Annotated in this window: 10 protein-coding genes; 3 read left to right on the top strand and 7 right to left on the bottom strand. The window is 50.0% G+C overall.

Translation table 11 applies throughout. The features are described from left to right. Positions 1-122: 122 nt before the first annotated feature. Positions 123-2,981, bottom strand: a complete 2,859-nt coding sequence (locus GJJ30_RS12430; RefSeq protein WP_154175472.1) for an immunoglobulin domain-containing protein — start codon at positions 2,979-2,981, stop codon at positions 123-125. A 552-nt stretch (positions 2,982-3,533) separates the two neighbouring features. Continuing rightward, positions 3,534-4,475, bottom strand: a complete 942-nt coding sequence (locus tag GJJ30_RS12425; RefSeq protein ID WP_154175471.1) for an NAD(P)-dependent alcohol dehydrogenase — start codon at positions 4,473-4,475, stop codon at positions 3,534-3,536. 285 nt (positions 4,476-4,760) lie between these two features. On the opposite strand from GJJ30_RS12425, the gene GJJ30_RS12420 reads away from it, so the two are divergent. Continuing rightward, complete coding sequence (locus GJJ30_RS12420; RefSeq protein ID WP_154175470.1) at positions 4,761-5,258, top strand: cupin domain-containing protein; 498 nt, start codon at positions 4,761-4,763, stop codon at positions 5,256-5,258. Between the two features lie 8 nt (positions 5,259-5,266). Here the strand turns inward: GJJ30_RS12420 and GJJ30_RS12415 are convergent, their stop codons facing one another. Then, positions 5,267-6,208 carry a helix-turn-helix transcriptional regulator gene (locus GJJ30_RS12415; protein WP_229313095.1) on the bottom strand — a complete coding sequence of 314 codons (942 nt, stop codon included), beginning with the start codon at positions 6,206-6,208 and terminating at the stop codon, positions 5,267-5,269. Positions 6,209-6,425: 217 nt separating this feature from the next. Then, entirely contained in the window at positions 6,426-7,349 is a 924-nt protein-coding gene (locus GJJ30_RS12410; protein ID WP_170299177.1) for a YihY/virulence factor BrkB family protein, read from the bottom strand. A gap of 406 nt (positions 7,350-7,755) precedes the next feature. On the opposite strand from GJJ30_RS12410, the gene GJJ30_RS12405 reads away from it, so the two are divergent. Then, positions 7,756-8,703: a hypothetical protein gene (locus GJJ30_RS12405; protein ID WP_154175467.1), complete on the top strand. Its 948-nt coding sequence runs from the start codon at positions 7,756-7,758 to the stop codon at positions 8,701-8,703. Between the two features lie 114 nt (positions 8,704-8,817). On the opposite strand, the gene GJJ30_RS12400 is transcribed toward GJJ30_RS12405, so the two are convergent. Both GJJ30_RS12400 and GJJ30_RS12395 read right to left on the bottom strand, forming a co-directional pair. Next, the gene (locus GJJ30_RS12400; RefSeq protein WP_154175466.1) at positions 8,818-9,180 is read right to left on the bottom strand and encodes a hypothetical protein; all 363 of its coding nucleotides are present in this window, start codon (positions 9,178-9,180) and stop codon (positions 8,818-8,820) included. A gap of 292 nt (positions 9,181-9,472) precedes the next feature. Beyond that, complete coding sequence (locus tag GJJ30_RS12395; RefSeq protein ID WP_154175465.1) at positions 9,473-11,134, bottom strand: carboxylesterase/lipase family protein; 1,662 nt, start codon at positions 11,132-11,134, stop codon at positions 9,473-9,475. Positions 11,135-11,287: 153 nt separating this feature from the next. Here GJJ30_RS12395 and GJJ30_RS12390 point away from each other — a divergent pair, with 153 nt between their 5' ends. Next, positions 11,288-12,235 (top strand): LysR family transcriptional regulator, encoded by a 948-nt coding sequence (locus GJJ30_RS12390; RefSeq protein ID WP_154175464.1) that lies wholly within the window; start codon positions 11,288-11,290, stop codon positions 12,233-12,235. A 288-nt stretch (positions 12,236-12,523) separates the two neighbouring features. On the opposite strand, the gene GJJ30_RS12385 is transcribed toward GJJ30_RS12390, so the two are convergent. Next, a complete protein-coding gene (locus tag GJJ30_RS12385) occupies positions 12,524-15,442 on the bottom strand; it encodes a CotH kinase family protein (protein ID WP_170299176.1) in 2,919 nt (972 codons plus the stop codon). Positions 15,443-15,663 lie beyond the last annotated feature (221 nt).

Genomic DNA, 15,663 nt, shown 5'->3' with positions numbered 1-15,663 from the left:
TTTTTATTTCCTGCAAAGTTACTCCGGATGGACGATTTAACCGGATCAGTCGCCGGAGACAATCCCTATAACCAAAAAGGCGCGGATCATCGACCCGCGCCTTTTTGGTTGTTTCTAATTTTTTACGGTTTCAATACTTTCAGGGTTACTTGTTTCTGCCCGCTTTCAACCCGCAACAACAATAGTCCCGACGGATTTCCCTGAACCGATACGGTTTGCTGCTCAACGGCTTTTGCCGCTTCAATCTGGCGCAGCGTGATCAACCGGCCGCTGGCGTCTGTGAGTTGCAGCCGGACCAGCCGCCCTTCCACTCCCCGAATTTCCACCCGAAGCTGATCCGAAACCGGGTTGCCCAATACCGTCACCTGAAGCTCCGGACCGGTTTCCGCCGATAAGCGCGTTGGGGAATTACACGTCAGCGGTTTCCCCGAATCTTTCAGCACGTAGGTGCTGCCCAGCACCCGACCGTACATCGCCCTGGTTTGCCCGTCTTTCAAACCGTTGGGTACCTCGAAACTGTAGGCATGTGCTCCATTGCCCTTGCCCGCATCCTTCAGATCTTGTCGGAAGATGTTGGCGACGGTACTGCCAACGACGGTTTCAGAACCGCCAGCGGTTTTTGCGTAGAATTCGACGGAAACCGGGGTGTTGGGCTTGTTGCGATCCCAGACCCAGCCCCGAATCGTACCGCATTCCACTTTGTCCAGATAGCCTTCAAAGCTGCCGGTCACCGTCGTAGTCGACGCCGGATTGACGGTCAGCGGAAAGCTCACCGAGTTGATTAAAGTCCCATCGCTGGCTGAGTAGGCCAGCACAAAGGTGCCTGCAACCGTTGGCGTTCCCGAGATCACCCGGTTGACGGTGTTGATCGACAAACCGTCGGGCAAACCGCTCAGGGCGTAGGTCAGCGGCTGGCTTTCCGGATCAGTGAAAGCTACCAGCGTTCCCGAAAAAGGCACGTTCACCTGCGCGGCCAGCGGAGCGATTAACACCGTGGGCGACGGCGGTACGGGTGCTTTGTTGGTCGGTGTGCTGCTGCCCTGACAGATTAAGGCTTTCGGCGAGTCTTTCAGGATAAAACCGCTGCCCGAAACCCGGGCCGAAAGGTTGTGCGCTAAACCGTCCTTGAGACTTTCGGGAATGGTCCAGCTGAAAGCATGTTTGCCATTGCCCTTTCCGGCGGTTTGCAGATCTTGCCGGAAAACATCGGCCAGCAAAGTCGCCAGGACGGTGGCTCCATCGAGAATATCGACCGAAACAGCGGTGTTCCCCTTGTTGCGATCCCACGCCCAGCCCCGGAAAGTCGAGCAATCGGCACCATAGACGAACCCATCGAAACTGCCGCTCACCAGCGGGGGACTGATGGTTACGGTGGTACTCCCGGGCTGGGAAGCACAACTGCCCAGCGTGCAGGTAGCCGAGTACACGATCGATGTTACGTTGGTAGTGGGAACATTGATCACCGGGCCGGTGCCGGAGGTAGCATTGGAACCACTCCAGTTGACGGTTCCGCCCGCACAGCCCGCGATGTTGACCGTTACGGATGGCGTATTTTGCAAAATGGGTTGGGTGACCGCTGGCGCGACACTGAGCACCGGGCTTGCTGCTCCGGAACTGATGCTCAGCGAAAAGGCCGTGGAGGTCAACGACTGGCAGTCCGAGGTGACGACCACCTTATAATTGCCCGCATCGCTGGCCTGGACGTTGGTCAGACTGAGGGTGGCCGAAGTCTGGAGTTCCCCCAAGGAGTTTCCCTCTTTAAACCATTGGTAGGAAATAGAACCCGCGCTGGTGGCCGAAACCGGTACGCTGACGGTCGAGCCCGGGCAAACCGTCGAAGCCGAAGCAGGTCCGCCCGTAATGGCCAGCGAGTTCTGAAACTCGTAGGCGCCCATGTCGATGGTTCCGACCAAGCGGTTATTCCCCGCCAGATCGGTATCAGGACCATTGGCCGTCGTGTAGGCAACGGTACTGCCCTGATTAACCAGGGGTGAACAACCCTGAAGTCGGTAATTTCCAGCAGCCGCATCAACAAATTGGGGATCAACGCTGACAATCGAACCGGAAGGTGTTACATCCTGAATATCACTATGGGTAATGGTAGTGATCCCGTAATTATTATAAATTGCCGGACCTGGCGAGTTGGAATTGCCCCAAACGATACAATTGGTCAGGTTAATCTCGAAGGGGTCCAAACCTTCCCCGTTCGTAACAGCCCCACCCTCACTGCCCTGGTTCCCAACGAACGTGCAATTGAGCAGGGTGAGCCGGATATAACCTCCCCCGTTCCCACTGTAACACCAGACCCCACCGCTATAATAGCCTTGATTGTTTCTGATCTGGCAATTGATCAGTGTTGGTGAGACCTGGTCACTGAAACTGGCATTAACTGTCACAGTGGCCCCAAAATTTACATAATTCTGGTAAATGGAACAGTTTGAAATGATGGGACTTGTGGGCTCGATAATTGTAAAAATGAAAATGGCTGATGCCACCCTACTGGTTGAATAAAACAGGGTAATGTCCACCCCATCGAGTCGGGCTTCGTCCCCAACTGATGTGAAATAGATCGCAACCGGAAAATTGTCGCCATCCAGCAGGTTATCGTCATCCGTATCACCTGAAAAGATGGTCGTACCCAGGGTACGGGTTTCGGTACCTATCGTGTAGCCGCCGTAAATTTTGATGTTCGTTCTAATCCTTAAATAAGGTTCTTCCCGTGTAAGTCCATACGGTTTATACGTTCCTGCAGCCAGTTTAAAAACATCGCCGTTCTGGGCATTCAAAACCTGAGCCGACAATTGAATGGCATCCAGAGCATTGGCCCAGTCAGCCCCGGTTTTTGCGCCAGCTCCGCTGACGGTCACGTAATAGGTCGCGGCCCGGGCCGAGCCGAAGGTCAGGCACACAAACATGAAAACCGCAAGCAGACGGTTTTTCCGGCAGGACGGCCCATGGGTAAGTAAAAGTGAATGGATCATAAGCAGGATGAAGACAAAGTCAAACAGGTAAGATCGATAAAGTGACAGCAAACTTAGCTTTCATAGGCTGTTCGGACTATCGTAATTTTCCCAATTACTATCGCAATCTTCCCAAAGAGTCAACTCAACGCACCTGGTACCCGAATTTCGGCGCAAATGGAATAAATAATGGTCTAGGCATTTATCGTCCAGGCTGCCTACCATCTAGTTAGCCACTATACGTTGAAAAATTATACAGTTATTTTTCAAAAAGAATGGAAATACGCTGCGGTTGGACCCGGCTTCACTGTCTCCGCCCGACGGCGTCTACGGCCCATCGGAGGCTATCGCTCGTTCAGCCGGAATGCCTTGTCATCTATGGCAGTTCGCTCAAAATCATATCAACAAACGCAACTACCATCGTGCTCCGAATTGGTTTCCAGGCATCTCATGAACAGGTGAAACAAAGCCAGGACGCGTTAGAAAAAAGAAGGCGGTTTTACTTGAATTCAGTAAAACCGCCTTTATTCTTTAGCACAATTAGTCAAGTTCTTAAGCCCCATCTTTCGCCCTTCAATCAAGAACGATCACCGACTTACCAATGATTTTTTTCCGACGCGCTTCCTGATAAGCCTCCCTGACGTTAGTCATGGAATACGTCTTATCCAGCACGATTTGTAGGTCATTTTCGGCCAGTTTCGTTAGCGTATTGAACCCTTCCACGGTTGGTTTCAGGATCAGGATCTTCCTTTTTTTACCCGAAAAAAGATTGTTAACGAACGAAGAAAGGAGCGTCAACGGTGAAGGGAGCGTACTGACAAAGACAGCTTTGGGTTTCATCAGGCGCCTGGCATCCTTGAATGAAAATCGGGTGGACAGGTCAATAACCGCATCGAACGGCTGGTTCAGGTGCCTGATATCTTGCTTGGTATAATCGACAACGGTATCCGCCCCCCATTTTTTCGCATCGGCAACGCCATTTGCGCTGACAACTGCCGTTACTCTGGCCCCCCGTTTTTTGGCAATCTGCACGGCAAATAGGCCAATCCCACCGGTAGCTCCGTTAATCAACACCTCCTGATTAGCGCCGACGGCAGCCAGCTGATCAATAATTTGCAGAGCCGACAGTCCGGTTACGGGTAAGGCAGCGGCCTTCTCAAACGAGATATTGGCCGGTTTTGGGGCAAGATCGGTTTCTTTGACAACTACATAATCGGCCAGGGCTCCGCCTTTGAAAACGTCCAGCAAGCCGATGACGGCATCACCCGCCTTAAAGCGTGCAACTTCGCTGCCGGTTTGGTCGACAATCCCTGAGAAATCGATGCCGACCGATTTGGGAAAGGCTGATCCCGACATCAATTTCATTTCGCCACCATACACCTTCCAGTCCAGCGGGTTGATGGAAACCGCTTTCACCCGGATCAGCAGTTGATCTTTCTGAATTCCGGGCACTGCCTGCTCGGTTAATTCCAGTACGCTTTCGTCGCCAAACCGGTTATAAATTACTTTTCTCATGGTGATTTCGCTGATAAGTTGTTTGTTTTCTATGCAGCAAAGGTGGGCGATCTTCCGACCGGTAAATAGCGCAAAAAGCCAGAAAAACAGTCGAATACGACAAGGCAGCCCGGTACGGGGAAATCGCACTGGCGGGTGAGTTTCTCACTTGTGGATATGTTCCGTATAGTTAAAGTTGATAGGCAGTTTCAGGCGGTTTGCCGGATCGGACTGATTTATTGCCACATCGGAATATTTTCCAGCCGGGAGCCTTCCGAGCTTTGTGGTGTATTTAAATCGAGCAAAATGGAAAATCACAAAAAACCGATCACGTTGGGGTCTGAAGAAGGAAAAAGCGTTTCCGTCGGTGGCAGCACCTACCGAATACTGGTCGGTGGAAAAGAAACCGGAGGAGCATTCGCCACCATTGACATGCTTGTCCCACCCGGCGGTGGACCCGGCCCGCACGCCCATGCGGATTTTGAAGAATCTTTTTACGTGATCGAAGGCGAAATTGAGGTCAAATCCGAGTTTGGGACTTATACAGCGACCAAAGGGTCTTTTATTTCCATTCCGAAAGGGGGCGTGGTGAACGGTTTTAAGAACAGGACCTCGCATACCGCCCATTTGCTTTGCACTGTGGTACCGGCCGGACTGGAATCCTTATTCGTGGAGATCGGCCAACCCGTCGCGGCTGGCCAGTTTCTGCCTCCGCCGGTGCTGGACGCTGCCACCATAAAAAAACTACAGGCTATTGCCGAAAAACACGGTCAGCAGGTCTTCCCACCCGATTATCTGGGATAAAGCGAGTGTTACGAATACGAGTACCGCTTCGGGTTTAAGCCGTAATGTTTTTCAAAAATTCGGCTGAAATGGCTCAGGTTGGAAAAGCCCAGTTCGTAGCCCACTTCACCCACCGAATGCTTGCCCTGTTTCAGGAGAAAAGCGGCTTCTTCCATTCGGGCCTGCTGGTAATAATTGTAAATCGTGGAGCCAAACGTTTGCTTGAAAAGCTGTTTTAGTTTGGTTTCGCTCATGGCCGCGACCTGAGCCAGCTCCCGGATGACCGGCGGCACGCTTAGGTCGCTGATGATCTCATTTCGGATGGACAAGAGCCTTTCCGCATCGGCGCTGTTGATCGTTTGGTGGGCAGCGTTTTCGCGCAAAGACAATTTATGGAAAACCAGGTAAAGCAACTCCTGCACCTTGATCTGCATGTAAAAGTTGCTCAAGCGATCATTCATATCGATGGCTGCCATATTTTTCAACAGCAGTTTGGTTTCCGCAGCCATACTTTCGAAGAAAAGAAAGGAATTTCCGCTGCCGGTAATGGTTTGCAGGACGGAGTTGGGTTCGCTGACAGCCAGCAAGTCCTTTAATCGGGGCGGTTTTATGGCAACAACCACATAATGAATCAGTTGATGAGCGGGAAAACGGATGGTTGAACTCAGATCGTTGGACGTAACCTGAATAGCTGACTCATCGCGATGGGAAAACTGCACATGGGGTTCATCGTTGAAAGTGATCTCAAGCGCCTGCTCGTTGCTGTAAAAAAAGACGGTGATCAGGTCGTTTCCCAGGCCGGACGTCTGGCGTTTGATAACCAGATCTTCCCGGAGCACGTACCGGTGGATGGTAATCTTGAAGTCCGGCCCGAACACCAGTTTCCGGATGTAACCGTCCCCAATGTGATCCGGTATCACCAGCAGGCCGTTTTGTACAGTTGCCTGGATGTGTCGGGCAAAGTACGTCATAAAGTCAAATTCGGGGGTAGCGGAAAAACTGAATATCATGACAATCGGCCATCGGTTGCTAATGTTCAGCAATATTGCGGAATCGTGTTGGACATTGGTAGATCAGGAACGGAATTTTTCATCCAAACATCTTCGGTGAATAAACCTGATCCAGATTCCTGACCGCAGTTTTGTAAACGTCTGAGAACAATAAAATGTCACTTTCTATTCTCTATTTTCAGGTATCCGACTGGGTTGGGCCGTTGTCTACTTCCCTGATCTCATATGCAACTGCCTGACCATCGGGTTTAACCGCCAGATGGATCCGCTGGGCATACCGGCGGGTAAAACTTGCGCCGTAATAAAAAATCAGAGACGCGTAAAAGACAAAAAGCAGAATCAGGATAATGGCCCCCGAGCCGCCAAAAAATGAATTTACGGAACTGGTAATCAACAGGCGATCCAGCACGTGTTCCCCTATTTCAACGAGCAAACCGGTCACTAATGCGCCCACCCAGGCGGCCCGCCAACGAATGCGAATATCGGGAAGAAATTTAAAAACGATTGTGAACCAACAGGTTAGCAGTATCAATGTCAGAACAAAATCACCACTTTCCTGCAACCATTCGGCACCAAAACCGCTTTTGAATAGATTTGCCTGGACCGATCCTACCGCTTCCTGAATAAATAAGGAAATGAATACCAAAAAACCGGAGTAAACAATCACTCCCAAGGCTACGACCCGATCGAGCAGCAGATACCAGATTCGGCGGTTTTTCACCGGTTTTACCCGCCAGAGTTGGTTAAGCGAATTTTTGATAATCGAAAACAGAGTTGTCGACGCAAGGAGCAGCAAAAAAATTCGAAATACCGTCAGCCATGTGCTCGGCGGGGGTTGTTGAAGATGTCGGGAAATATCCTGAAGCTGGCGGGCGCTCCGTTCGCCAAACACCTCTGCCAGTTTATGGATCAGTTGCATATTCACCCGCTGGCCCTGGCCGCTGAACAGCTCATCGCTCAATTGGCTGAGAATAATTACAATCGGAGGCAGCGCAAAAAAGGTAAAAAAAGCCGTAGCTGCGGCCATGCGAATGGGATCATTCCCTTTTAAATCAGCAAAAGACTGAAGGAATAATCGGAAAACGGGTTTGGCCTTTTTCAAGTTCGTGTTGATTACATCTCATGTGGCTAACGATCTGACTAGCAAAAGGTTTGTACGCACGACAACAAATCCCGGCGCTTTTTCAGAGATCGCAGTCAGGGCAAATCAGGGTGGTTTCAAAAAAGGATTTTCATTGGGCATAATCCAAATCCTGAACGGGCAAAACGGAAAAAACCGGGCTGATTCCTTCAACAAAAATTCACCGGTTACCCAATTCACGTCCAAACGCTCCCAAAAGCAACTCGTTTTCTGCGCATTGCAATTCACGATTCGGAACCCACGATTCGCGTGGAAATCTTTCTTCGCCATTCGCTCCCGGGCCAATTTTGCTTCGTCAATCGACACAGGGGGCGCCGAAAACCTGAAGCAGAGTAGGCTATTCAACTAAAGTAAACAAACAAAAAACATGTTCAATCCATTGAAAAAAGGTGTTCTTAGTACGATTTTTCTGGTAACAGCCAGCCTGTCGGCCTGTCATAACGAGCAGGATGTTATTCCCGCGCAACGAAGCTCCGCCAGGGTAGCCGTCAACTTGCCAGGCGCGCCGAACAAGATACGCCGACTGACGCAGGTTGGCAAGATGAAGGTGTATTATGCTCACGATGGCATCCATGAAGCGCGGATCGACAAAGTCGACAATGGTCACCACCGGATTCAGTATGATTATCAGGCGGGTAATAAAATTCTGATCAGCCACTATTACGACAATCTGCTGGGCTGGACCACGCTTGTTCAACTGGATGCAAACGGTCGGTGTATCAGCTCGAAAAGCACGGATTTTACGCAGGCGAAGAAGTATGTTTCGGATGAGCACGAACTGTTCTATTCCTACAATGATCGGAATCAGCTTACCTGGGTCAGTGCATCCAAGCCAGGTGCGATAAAGCTATCGGGTTACGAATTCCGCTATTATGAGGATCCGTTTTATCTCCATAACATCCTGCAACTCAGAAAGTATGGTCCGGCGGGTAATTTAACCCAGGCGGTTAATTTCTTGCAGAGCCAATACTGGAACAACGGAGATATCGCCGTTTCGTATTGGCCCAATGGCAGTTATGTAAAATGCCCCTTTCAATTGAATAAAGGCGGTGTGAACCAGGCTCTGCACCTGAATGAATGGGGCGCCGATCCGGTATCGGACATTATCGACTTCTTTCTGCCAATTTATGGTGCGCAAAGCAGTCATTTGCTGAATGGCGCCATGGTTATTGAAGGTCAGAACTTTACTGAAGTACACAGTATGACCTACGACCTGGACGCAGATGGCTATGTTTCAGCCGTTTATACGCACAACGAAAAAACGACACCTTACGCTTACGAGCTTGTGGACCCCGTAACACCCAAACCCCACTAATCCGAAAAAGGTCGATTAGTTTGTAAAGTCTTCCGGATTTATCCCAGCTTACGTGAAATTAAAACAGCCCTGACCAACATCAGGGCTGTTTTGACGAAACCGGTCTGCCATTGGCTAGCTCGCCAGAAAATTAATGGCTTGTTTCAACGTCCGCTCATTGTGGGTTTCCGGGTCGGTGTATGACCGCTCCCCTACTTCAATGGATAACTTTTTGCCTACCAGTTTTTGCGTGTCGAGTTCTTTGCCTTCCTGAGCTTCAATACCTACCATCTCAAAAAGTTTAATAATCGCTGGCATGCCCGCTTTCGATTGATAAAACCGGTGCGAAACATATCCCTCTTCATTCTCAAACCGAACGGCAAAATAAGGAATGCCTTTATGTTCGCTCACGCCTTCCTCAATGTTGGTGATGGTAACCTGTTGCAGGCCGTCGGCCAATACCGCCTTATCCTGCCCTTCCTCTACTGCGATTTTCATAGCCTCAAGTTTATGTTTTATCTATATCATAAAACTTGCCACCAATAAGAATTGTTTACATTTTCTGTTTTTTTAATGTCCAAAAAGCACCAGACACTCTCAAATCACCCTTTTTAACTATATTTTAACTATATCATACCCATCGAGTTATTCAAGTCTGTTACCGGAGCAATCAGGAATAACCCTATCGCTTTTCAAAGCGATAGGGTTCTGAGTAAGTTAGAAATAGAGATGGTAGTAGAACAACAGTGCTGGTAATAGAGATGGTAGTGAACGGTTAGTGAATCCTTGTTTACAACCTTCCGACCGATCGCCAAAGGGCGAGTTCTTCCCCGAATCGGTTGTTGATGACTTCACATTGCGCATCGATCCGCATGGTCGGACGGGTTTTCAGGTTATAAGCAGGCCAGGATGGGAAATCTTTTGCCGCCGGTTTGCCAGTCCGGGCGAACGTAGCCCACAATTCAGCAAAGTGCCGGGAAGCGGTAAACCGCTCAGGCCGGTTGCCGCCAAAGAAGCTCTCCTTTGGCTCGGAACCGTCGCGGGGCGGAATTTCATTGTTGAATTTAAACGAAATATCCATCGCGTGGGGTGTCCCCATCGCATAATCGGTCCCCGGAATTTTCTTTTCGGACTTATAGCCAAAATTATAAAGATAAACCGGTGCCCCGCCCTGTTTCGCTTTTTTCTCAGCAATATCAACCGACCCCAGTCCCATCATGGTGATGGACGACACCGCGACGAAAATGTCCGGTGCTGAAGCATTGGGGTTAGCCTTGCGGTAGGTATCAACGATTTTCCCGGCATCAGCTCCGTACTGTGGTTCCAGCTTTTTCGGCAGGCTGTCGAAATCCAGTTTGGCAAACTCGGTGTCCTTGCGTTCCCACGCAAAAAATGTATACTCATCCTCATTCCAGCCTACCAGAAGCGGTTTATCGCGGGAAATAGCCGGGGCAGTCGGATCAAAGGGATGATTTGGCAAAACCACTCCATCGACAACCGGGCCAAAACCGCCATAGTTTCGACGCATCATGCCCTGATTGCGGTTTTTTTCCTGGAATGGAGGAATAAAGGGTAATTTACCTTGTAGGACGAGCAAATCAGACGCGGGCACGTCCAGGAGTTTTCGCCAGTCTTTGGGTGCAATGTTTAGCTCTTTCAGCAGCATGGCCGTCGTTTCGGCCGCCACGTCTTTGGGCGTCATCCGCACGCCCGGACCGCTTTCGATGGAAGCTTTATTAAAATACGGTGCCGCTTCCGGCATGGCGTACAGGCAGGAGGTCTTGGCGCCCCCACCCGATTCGCCCCAGATCATGACGTTGCCGGGATCGCCCCCGAACCGGGCAATGTTATCATGCACCCATTTCAGGCCCGTTGTGATATCGAGCATGCCCACGTTACCCGACCCGGCGTAGTCAGGGCCGCCCAGTTCATCCAGATACAGAAAGCCCAGCAGCCCCAGTCGATGATTGGTTTCGACGACGACTACATCAAAATTACGCGCCAGATTGGAGCCATCCTGACTGGCAGAAGCGCCCGATCCAATCACAAAACCGCCCCCGTGGCTGTAAAACATGACCGGCCGTTTGCGATTGTCATTGGCCGGAGTCCATACATTCAGGAAAAGGCAATCCTCCGAAGGTGCGGGTTCATTCCGGCGGGGTGATTGAATGGCCGGTGGACCAACCTGCAGGGCGTCCCGAACGCCGGTCCAGGGGTCCAGCGGGGCCGGGCGACGAAACCGCCGATCACCGGACGTTCTTCCCGCATAGGGAACCCCTTTGAATAGGTTGACACCGTCCTTCCGAACGCCCCGTATCCGCCCGTAGGCCGTTTCCGCTACCACAAACTCGTCCGATTTTGGCACCGAGGCCCGTGAAGTGCCGGAAAGGGACAACGCTGCGGAAGCTAAGGATATTTGAGTCAGGAAATCTCGTCGTCCAATCGGGCTCATCAGGTGAGAATTAGGCTTATTGACGGTGTTCAGTAAAACCTAAAGCGCAAAAAGACAGAAAAATGCTAAAAAAGTCTAATCGTTCTTTCTTACCTTGTAATTAGAAATACTTATCAGCTTTGCCAACTCATTGGCCGACAGCTTGTTTAATGTATGGAATTACGGCAGCTAAAATACTTTGCGGGTGTAGCGGATGAACTGCATTTTGGCCGGGCCGCCCGTCGTCTGTTTGTTTCCCAACCCGCCTTGAGCCAGCAAATCAAACTTTTGGAAAGGGAGTTGGGGGTCGAACTGTTTGTGGCCAGCAAACGAAACCGGCATCACAAGGTTGAGCTGACGGAAGCGGGGGCGTCTTTTCTGACGGATGCCAAACGAATCCTGCAATTGAGTGACCAGGCCGTTCGTAACGTCCGGCAAGCCGAAAGCAATCAACTGGTGGTTACATTAGGCGTTTTCAAACTCATCCTACCTGAACGGATCATGGGGATGCTCGAGTTGTTTTCGACTCACTTTCCTTCGATCGACGTTCGATTGGTGGAGGCTCCCAACCCAATTCAGGTACAGGATCTGGTCGCCAGCGACCAGACGGATCTGGGCCTGTGTGTACTTCCGCTGGAGCGAGACGGACTGACCGCAACGCAGTATGCTGAAGCCGATTACGCCATTCTGATGGAAACCGGCCATCCGTTGGCCCGGCAGAAGGCAGTCAGATTGAGTGAGTTACAACATGAAAAATGGATTGACCACGGGCCGGATACAGGGCTTTATTTTGATCAACTGGAAGAAGCCTGTCGTCAGGCCAACTTTCATCGACAACGAAACATTGCGCATTTTGTTCCCTCCTTTGATCTGCTGAAAAGCATGGTCCGACTGGGAAAAGGCATTGCTTTTATTCCGGCGACCCTCGATTTAAGGCAGGAACCGAATCTAAAGGCGATGCCCATCGTGAACCTGGATGGGACACCTTTCAAACAGGTCGTGATCCGGCACGTTCTCATCCACCGGGCCGAACAACCCAAACCACTGGTGCTGGCCCTGAGCGGAATCGTACGCGCCACATCGGTTTGGGCTCTTCCACACAGCGACGAAAAAACGGATTGAAAACTGTTTTTAATTAACTTGGGAAGTAACGTGACATTTTAAAAATAAGAAAATACGTTCGGTTTCTGAGTTCAATACGGTGCTAAAGCTAAAAGGTTCAATGTCTTCCAGTTGGAAAGCGACAGTGACCACCGGAACGATCCTTTCAGCCAGCCACGAAAATCTCAACAGCAGGGTGGAATGGTTGGGAAAAGTGAGTAGCAACCGTATGGGAGTTTTCAACTAGAAATTGGGAAAAGGAGCAAGTACGCTGAGGTAGTTGCTCCTTTTAAAACATTGGAAGTAGTGCTATTTTTCAATACTGATTTTCCGGCTTTGCACTTTATTTCCCTGCCGCAACTGAATCAGGAAAATTCCGTTGGCTCCCGTTAACGAAACCCGTTGGCTTTGAGGTCCTACGCCTTCCACCGTCTTTCGCAACCAGCCCCGGCCTGAAGCATCTATAATGGATAACTCCCCCGGTTTTCCTCCCTCTAGCCGGTAGTCAATCTCGAAAGTACCGTTCGATGGATTGGGCCATACCGTTAAACCGGTGGCGTTTTCGGCATCGTCCTCGCCATTCAACCGGCTGCCCACCGGGCAATTCAGCGTCTTGGGCGACCAGCTTAACACAAAATTGCTGTTCTGAACCTTCGCACTGATCTGATAGGTCGTCCCGGTTTTGACGCTGGCGGGCGTGGGAAAAGTGTACACGTGCGAGCCGTTGCCCTTACCGGCGTCTTTCAAATCCTGCCGGAAAATATCGGCTTTGGCCGTTCCGATGGCGGTTCCATTGGCGAAGAACTCCACCGTAAACGCCGTGTTGGGTTTGTTGCGATCCCAGACCCACCCCCGGATGCTCCCACACTCGACCTTGTCGAGATACCCTTCGAAATTTCCTGTCACCGTAACCGGAGGTGGCTCGGAAACCGCCGGGCTAATTGTCAGCGATACCACGACAAAGTTGCTGGCCGACTGCGTATCCGTGGCCGAGTACGTCAGGCTGAAGGCACCGCTGACCGTCGGTGTGCCGGTTAGCTGCCGGGTTGAGGCATTAAAAGTCAGCGCGTTAGGCAACGAACTCAGCGCGTACGTGAGTGGATCGGTATCGGTAAAAACCGGTAAGGTCGTCGAAAAAGCCGCATTCACCGTGGCTGAAAGCGGACTGACCACCGGAGCCTGGGGCGGTTGATTCGCGACGGCGGTATTGCTGACAACCAATGAGATATAAACCGGAGTCGTGCTCTGCCCGTCGCTGGCGGTATAAGTGAGGCTAAAGGTCCCACTCGTTGTCGGTGTGCCGGTAATCTGCCGATTAGCCGGGTTGAAACCCAGATTACCCGGTAAACCGTTCAGGGCATAGGTCAGTGGATCGGTATCTGTAAAAACCGGTAGCGTGGTCGAAAAAGCCGCATTCACCGTGGCCGACAAAGGCGAAACCGTCGGTGCCACGGGTGCCGGATTCGCGGGTGGTGGTGGGCCGGTTCCGTTGCCCGGACAATTGATAGTTTTAAACGATTCCTTCAGCACATACCCCGTATTTTTAACCCGCACACTGATGTAATGCGGTTTTCCATCTTTTAAAAAATCGGGCGTTGGCACATTAAACCCATGAATACCGTTGCCGATATTGGCGTTTTTCAAATCCTGACGGAAAATGTTCGCGTTTTGGCTGGCAACCACCGTGTATCCTTCAAAAATTTCAACCTCAACGGGTGTATTCGGCATGGTTTTATTCCACGCCCAACCCTGCAAACTTGAGCAATTCGGTGTTGATAAAAATCCTTCATAATTCGCAACTGCCGCGCCTTCTTCCGGTATTGAAGCGAAATAATGATCCATATACGCAGCCCGTTGTTCGGCCCAGGTTTGCATATACGTCAGGGATTCGCTATCAACTGAAGAAGGCCACTTCATTTTTTCCCGTTCATAAGCCCCTTCGTTGCGCAAGAGCGAATAATTATCAGACAAATCCTTCTTTAAATTTGCCGTTGTCAGTACATCTTTCCGCAGTTCGAACCAGCGCTTTCTCAGCTTATAATTAAAACCGTCTGTATTCCGGTTCAGCATCCGATTGAATAGCCCGTTCGTCAATATATCATTGGTGGTGTTTACTTTAACCGTATTGAACTGATAACCCAATGAGCCATCCAAATCCCAGGGAATAAAGAAATAAGGTTCTCCTTCTTTGTAGCGGGCCAGAAATACGTTTTTCCCGGTATTATCAGTGGCCCGCACCAGATTTAAAAAGAGGAAATAATCGACCACATTATCCGTTCTGAGCCAGGTTTTACTATTGGCATTAAACGTTTCAGTCGAAGAGTTTACGACAAATTTTAAATATTCATACAGATTGGCCCAGTTGTAAGGATCTTTGGGTAATTTCATTTCATAACCGTACCAATCCTGCGACGTACCACCGTTAAATGCCGGTAACGGTGCCGTATAGGTTGTCGCATTTGACCAGCCGTCTGTTTTATATAATTCCCCCCGAATGGAACCATCATCGGCCGTCTTTTTCAACTTAAGCTGCTTGCGGTCCATGTCCTCGGCCAGTGCATAAACACCCAGATAGGCATCGTTCGAGAAAACATCAATATACCGGGTTCGAATGCCCGAACGAGCGTCCGGTTCCTTGTTTGAATAGTATAATTTATGGATCTTAATCCACAGCGCATGCGAAGTCACGTTTGAAATACGCATGGGTTCATTGTACATCGCCATCAACAACCATTCACTGTCTTCGCGCAATCCCAGTAGCGATGCGTCGCGGGAATTAGCCCCGGCAGCATCGGTTGAAAGCTCGATCTTATACGATTTTTTGGGATACGCCCGGGAAGTAGCCCCGCGAACTTTTATTCCCATATTAGACGAAAAAACATCACCCGAAGCCTGATTGAGCGAGATTGCTCCCCGGGTTAAATCATCGGTTTCGCTAATTTTAACGTTATTGGTATTGATGTTTAGGATTGGAAAGTTAGTAAAAAAAAGTGCGTAGGTTCCGCCATCTTTCGTTACGCTGTATTTCTTTCCAATTTCAAAAGGTGTAACTACTCCGGAAATCGTAAATTCCTGCTGATCAAATTGAATTTTTACCGGCGATTCGCCTGAAGATCCGGGGAGCTGATTGCAGACAATAATCCTGGCGGTTTTGTCAATTTGAAACCGCCCCGAACTAATCGAAATGGTTTGGGCGTAAGCTGCGTTTGCCCGCAGAAGAGTAATCACTAAAATCAACCACGAAAAGAAATCCCCTAACCTTCTGTCTCCAGTAGACTTTATTCTCATACATTTTCACGTTTATAATTGGTCTCGCTTATTTAATTACACAATAATATAACGAATTATGTACATTTTTATAAGAAATCCAGCGATAACGTAAAATTTGTGAAATTAGTCTAATTAAATACCAAAACAGATGTAAGTGAAGCCGTCTGAATAACCCGCTT

The sequence above is a fragment of the Larkinella terrae genome (assembly GCF_009668025.1).
GTDB lineage: Bacteria > Bacteroidota > Bacteroidia > Cytophagales > Spirosomataceae > Larkinella > Larkinella terrae.
Note: the sequence above shows the minus strand (reverse complement) of the source record. Positions and strands in the feature narration are given on the sequence as shown.

Excerpts from the sequence above, each read along its gene's own strand:
- GJJ30_RS12425 (WP_154175471.1), bottom strand. The coding sequence starts at position 4,475 with ATGAGAAAAGTAATTTATAACCGGTTTGGCGACGAAAGCGTACTGGAA.
- GJJ30_RS12390 (WP_154175464.1), top strand. The coding sequence starts at position 11,288 with ATGGAATTACGGCAGCTAAAATACTTTGCGGGTGTAGCGGATGAACTG.
- GJJ30_RS12415 (WP_229313095.1), bottom strand. The coding sequence starts at position 6,208 with ATGACGTACTTTGCCCGACACATCCAGGCAACTGTACAAAACGGCCTG.
- GJJ30_RS12420 (WP_154175470.1), top strand. The coding sequence starts at position 4,761 with ATGGAAAATCACAAAAAACCGATCACGTTGGGGTCTGAAGAAGGAAAA.
- GJJ30_RS12430 (WP_154175472.1), bottom strand. The coding sequence starts at position 2,981 with ATGATCCATTCACTTTTACTTACCCATGGGCCGTCCTGCCGGAAAAAC.
- GJJ30_RS12405 (WP_154175467.1), top strand. The coding sequence starts at position 7,756 with ATGTTCAATCCATTGAAAAAAGGTGTTCTTAGTACGATTTTTCTGGTA.
- GJJ30_RS12395 (WP_154175465.1), bottom strand. The coding sequence starts at position 11,134 with ATGAGCCCGATTGGACGACGAGATTTCCTGACTCAAATATCCTTAGCT.
- GJJ30_RS12400 (WP_154175466.1), bottom strand. The coding sequence starts at position 9,180 with ATGAAAATCGCAGTAGAGGAAGGGCAGGATAAGGCGGTATTGGCCGAC.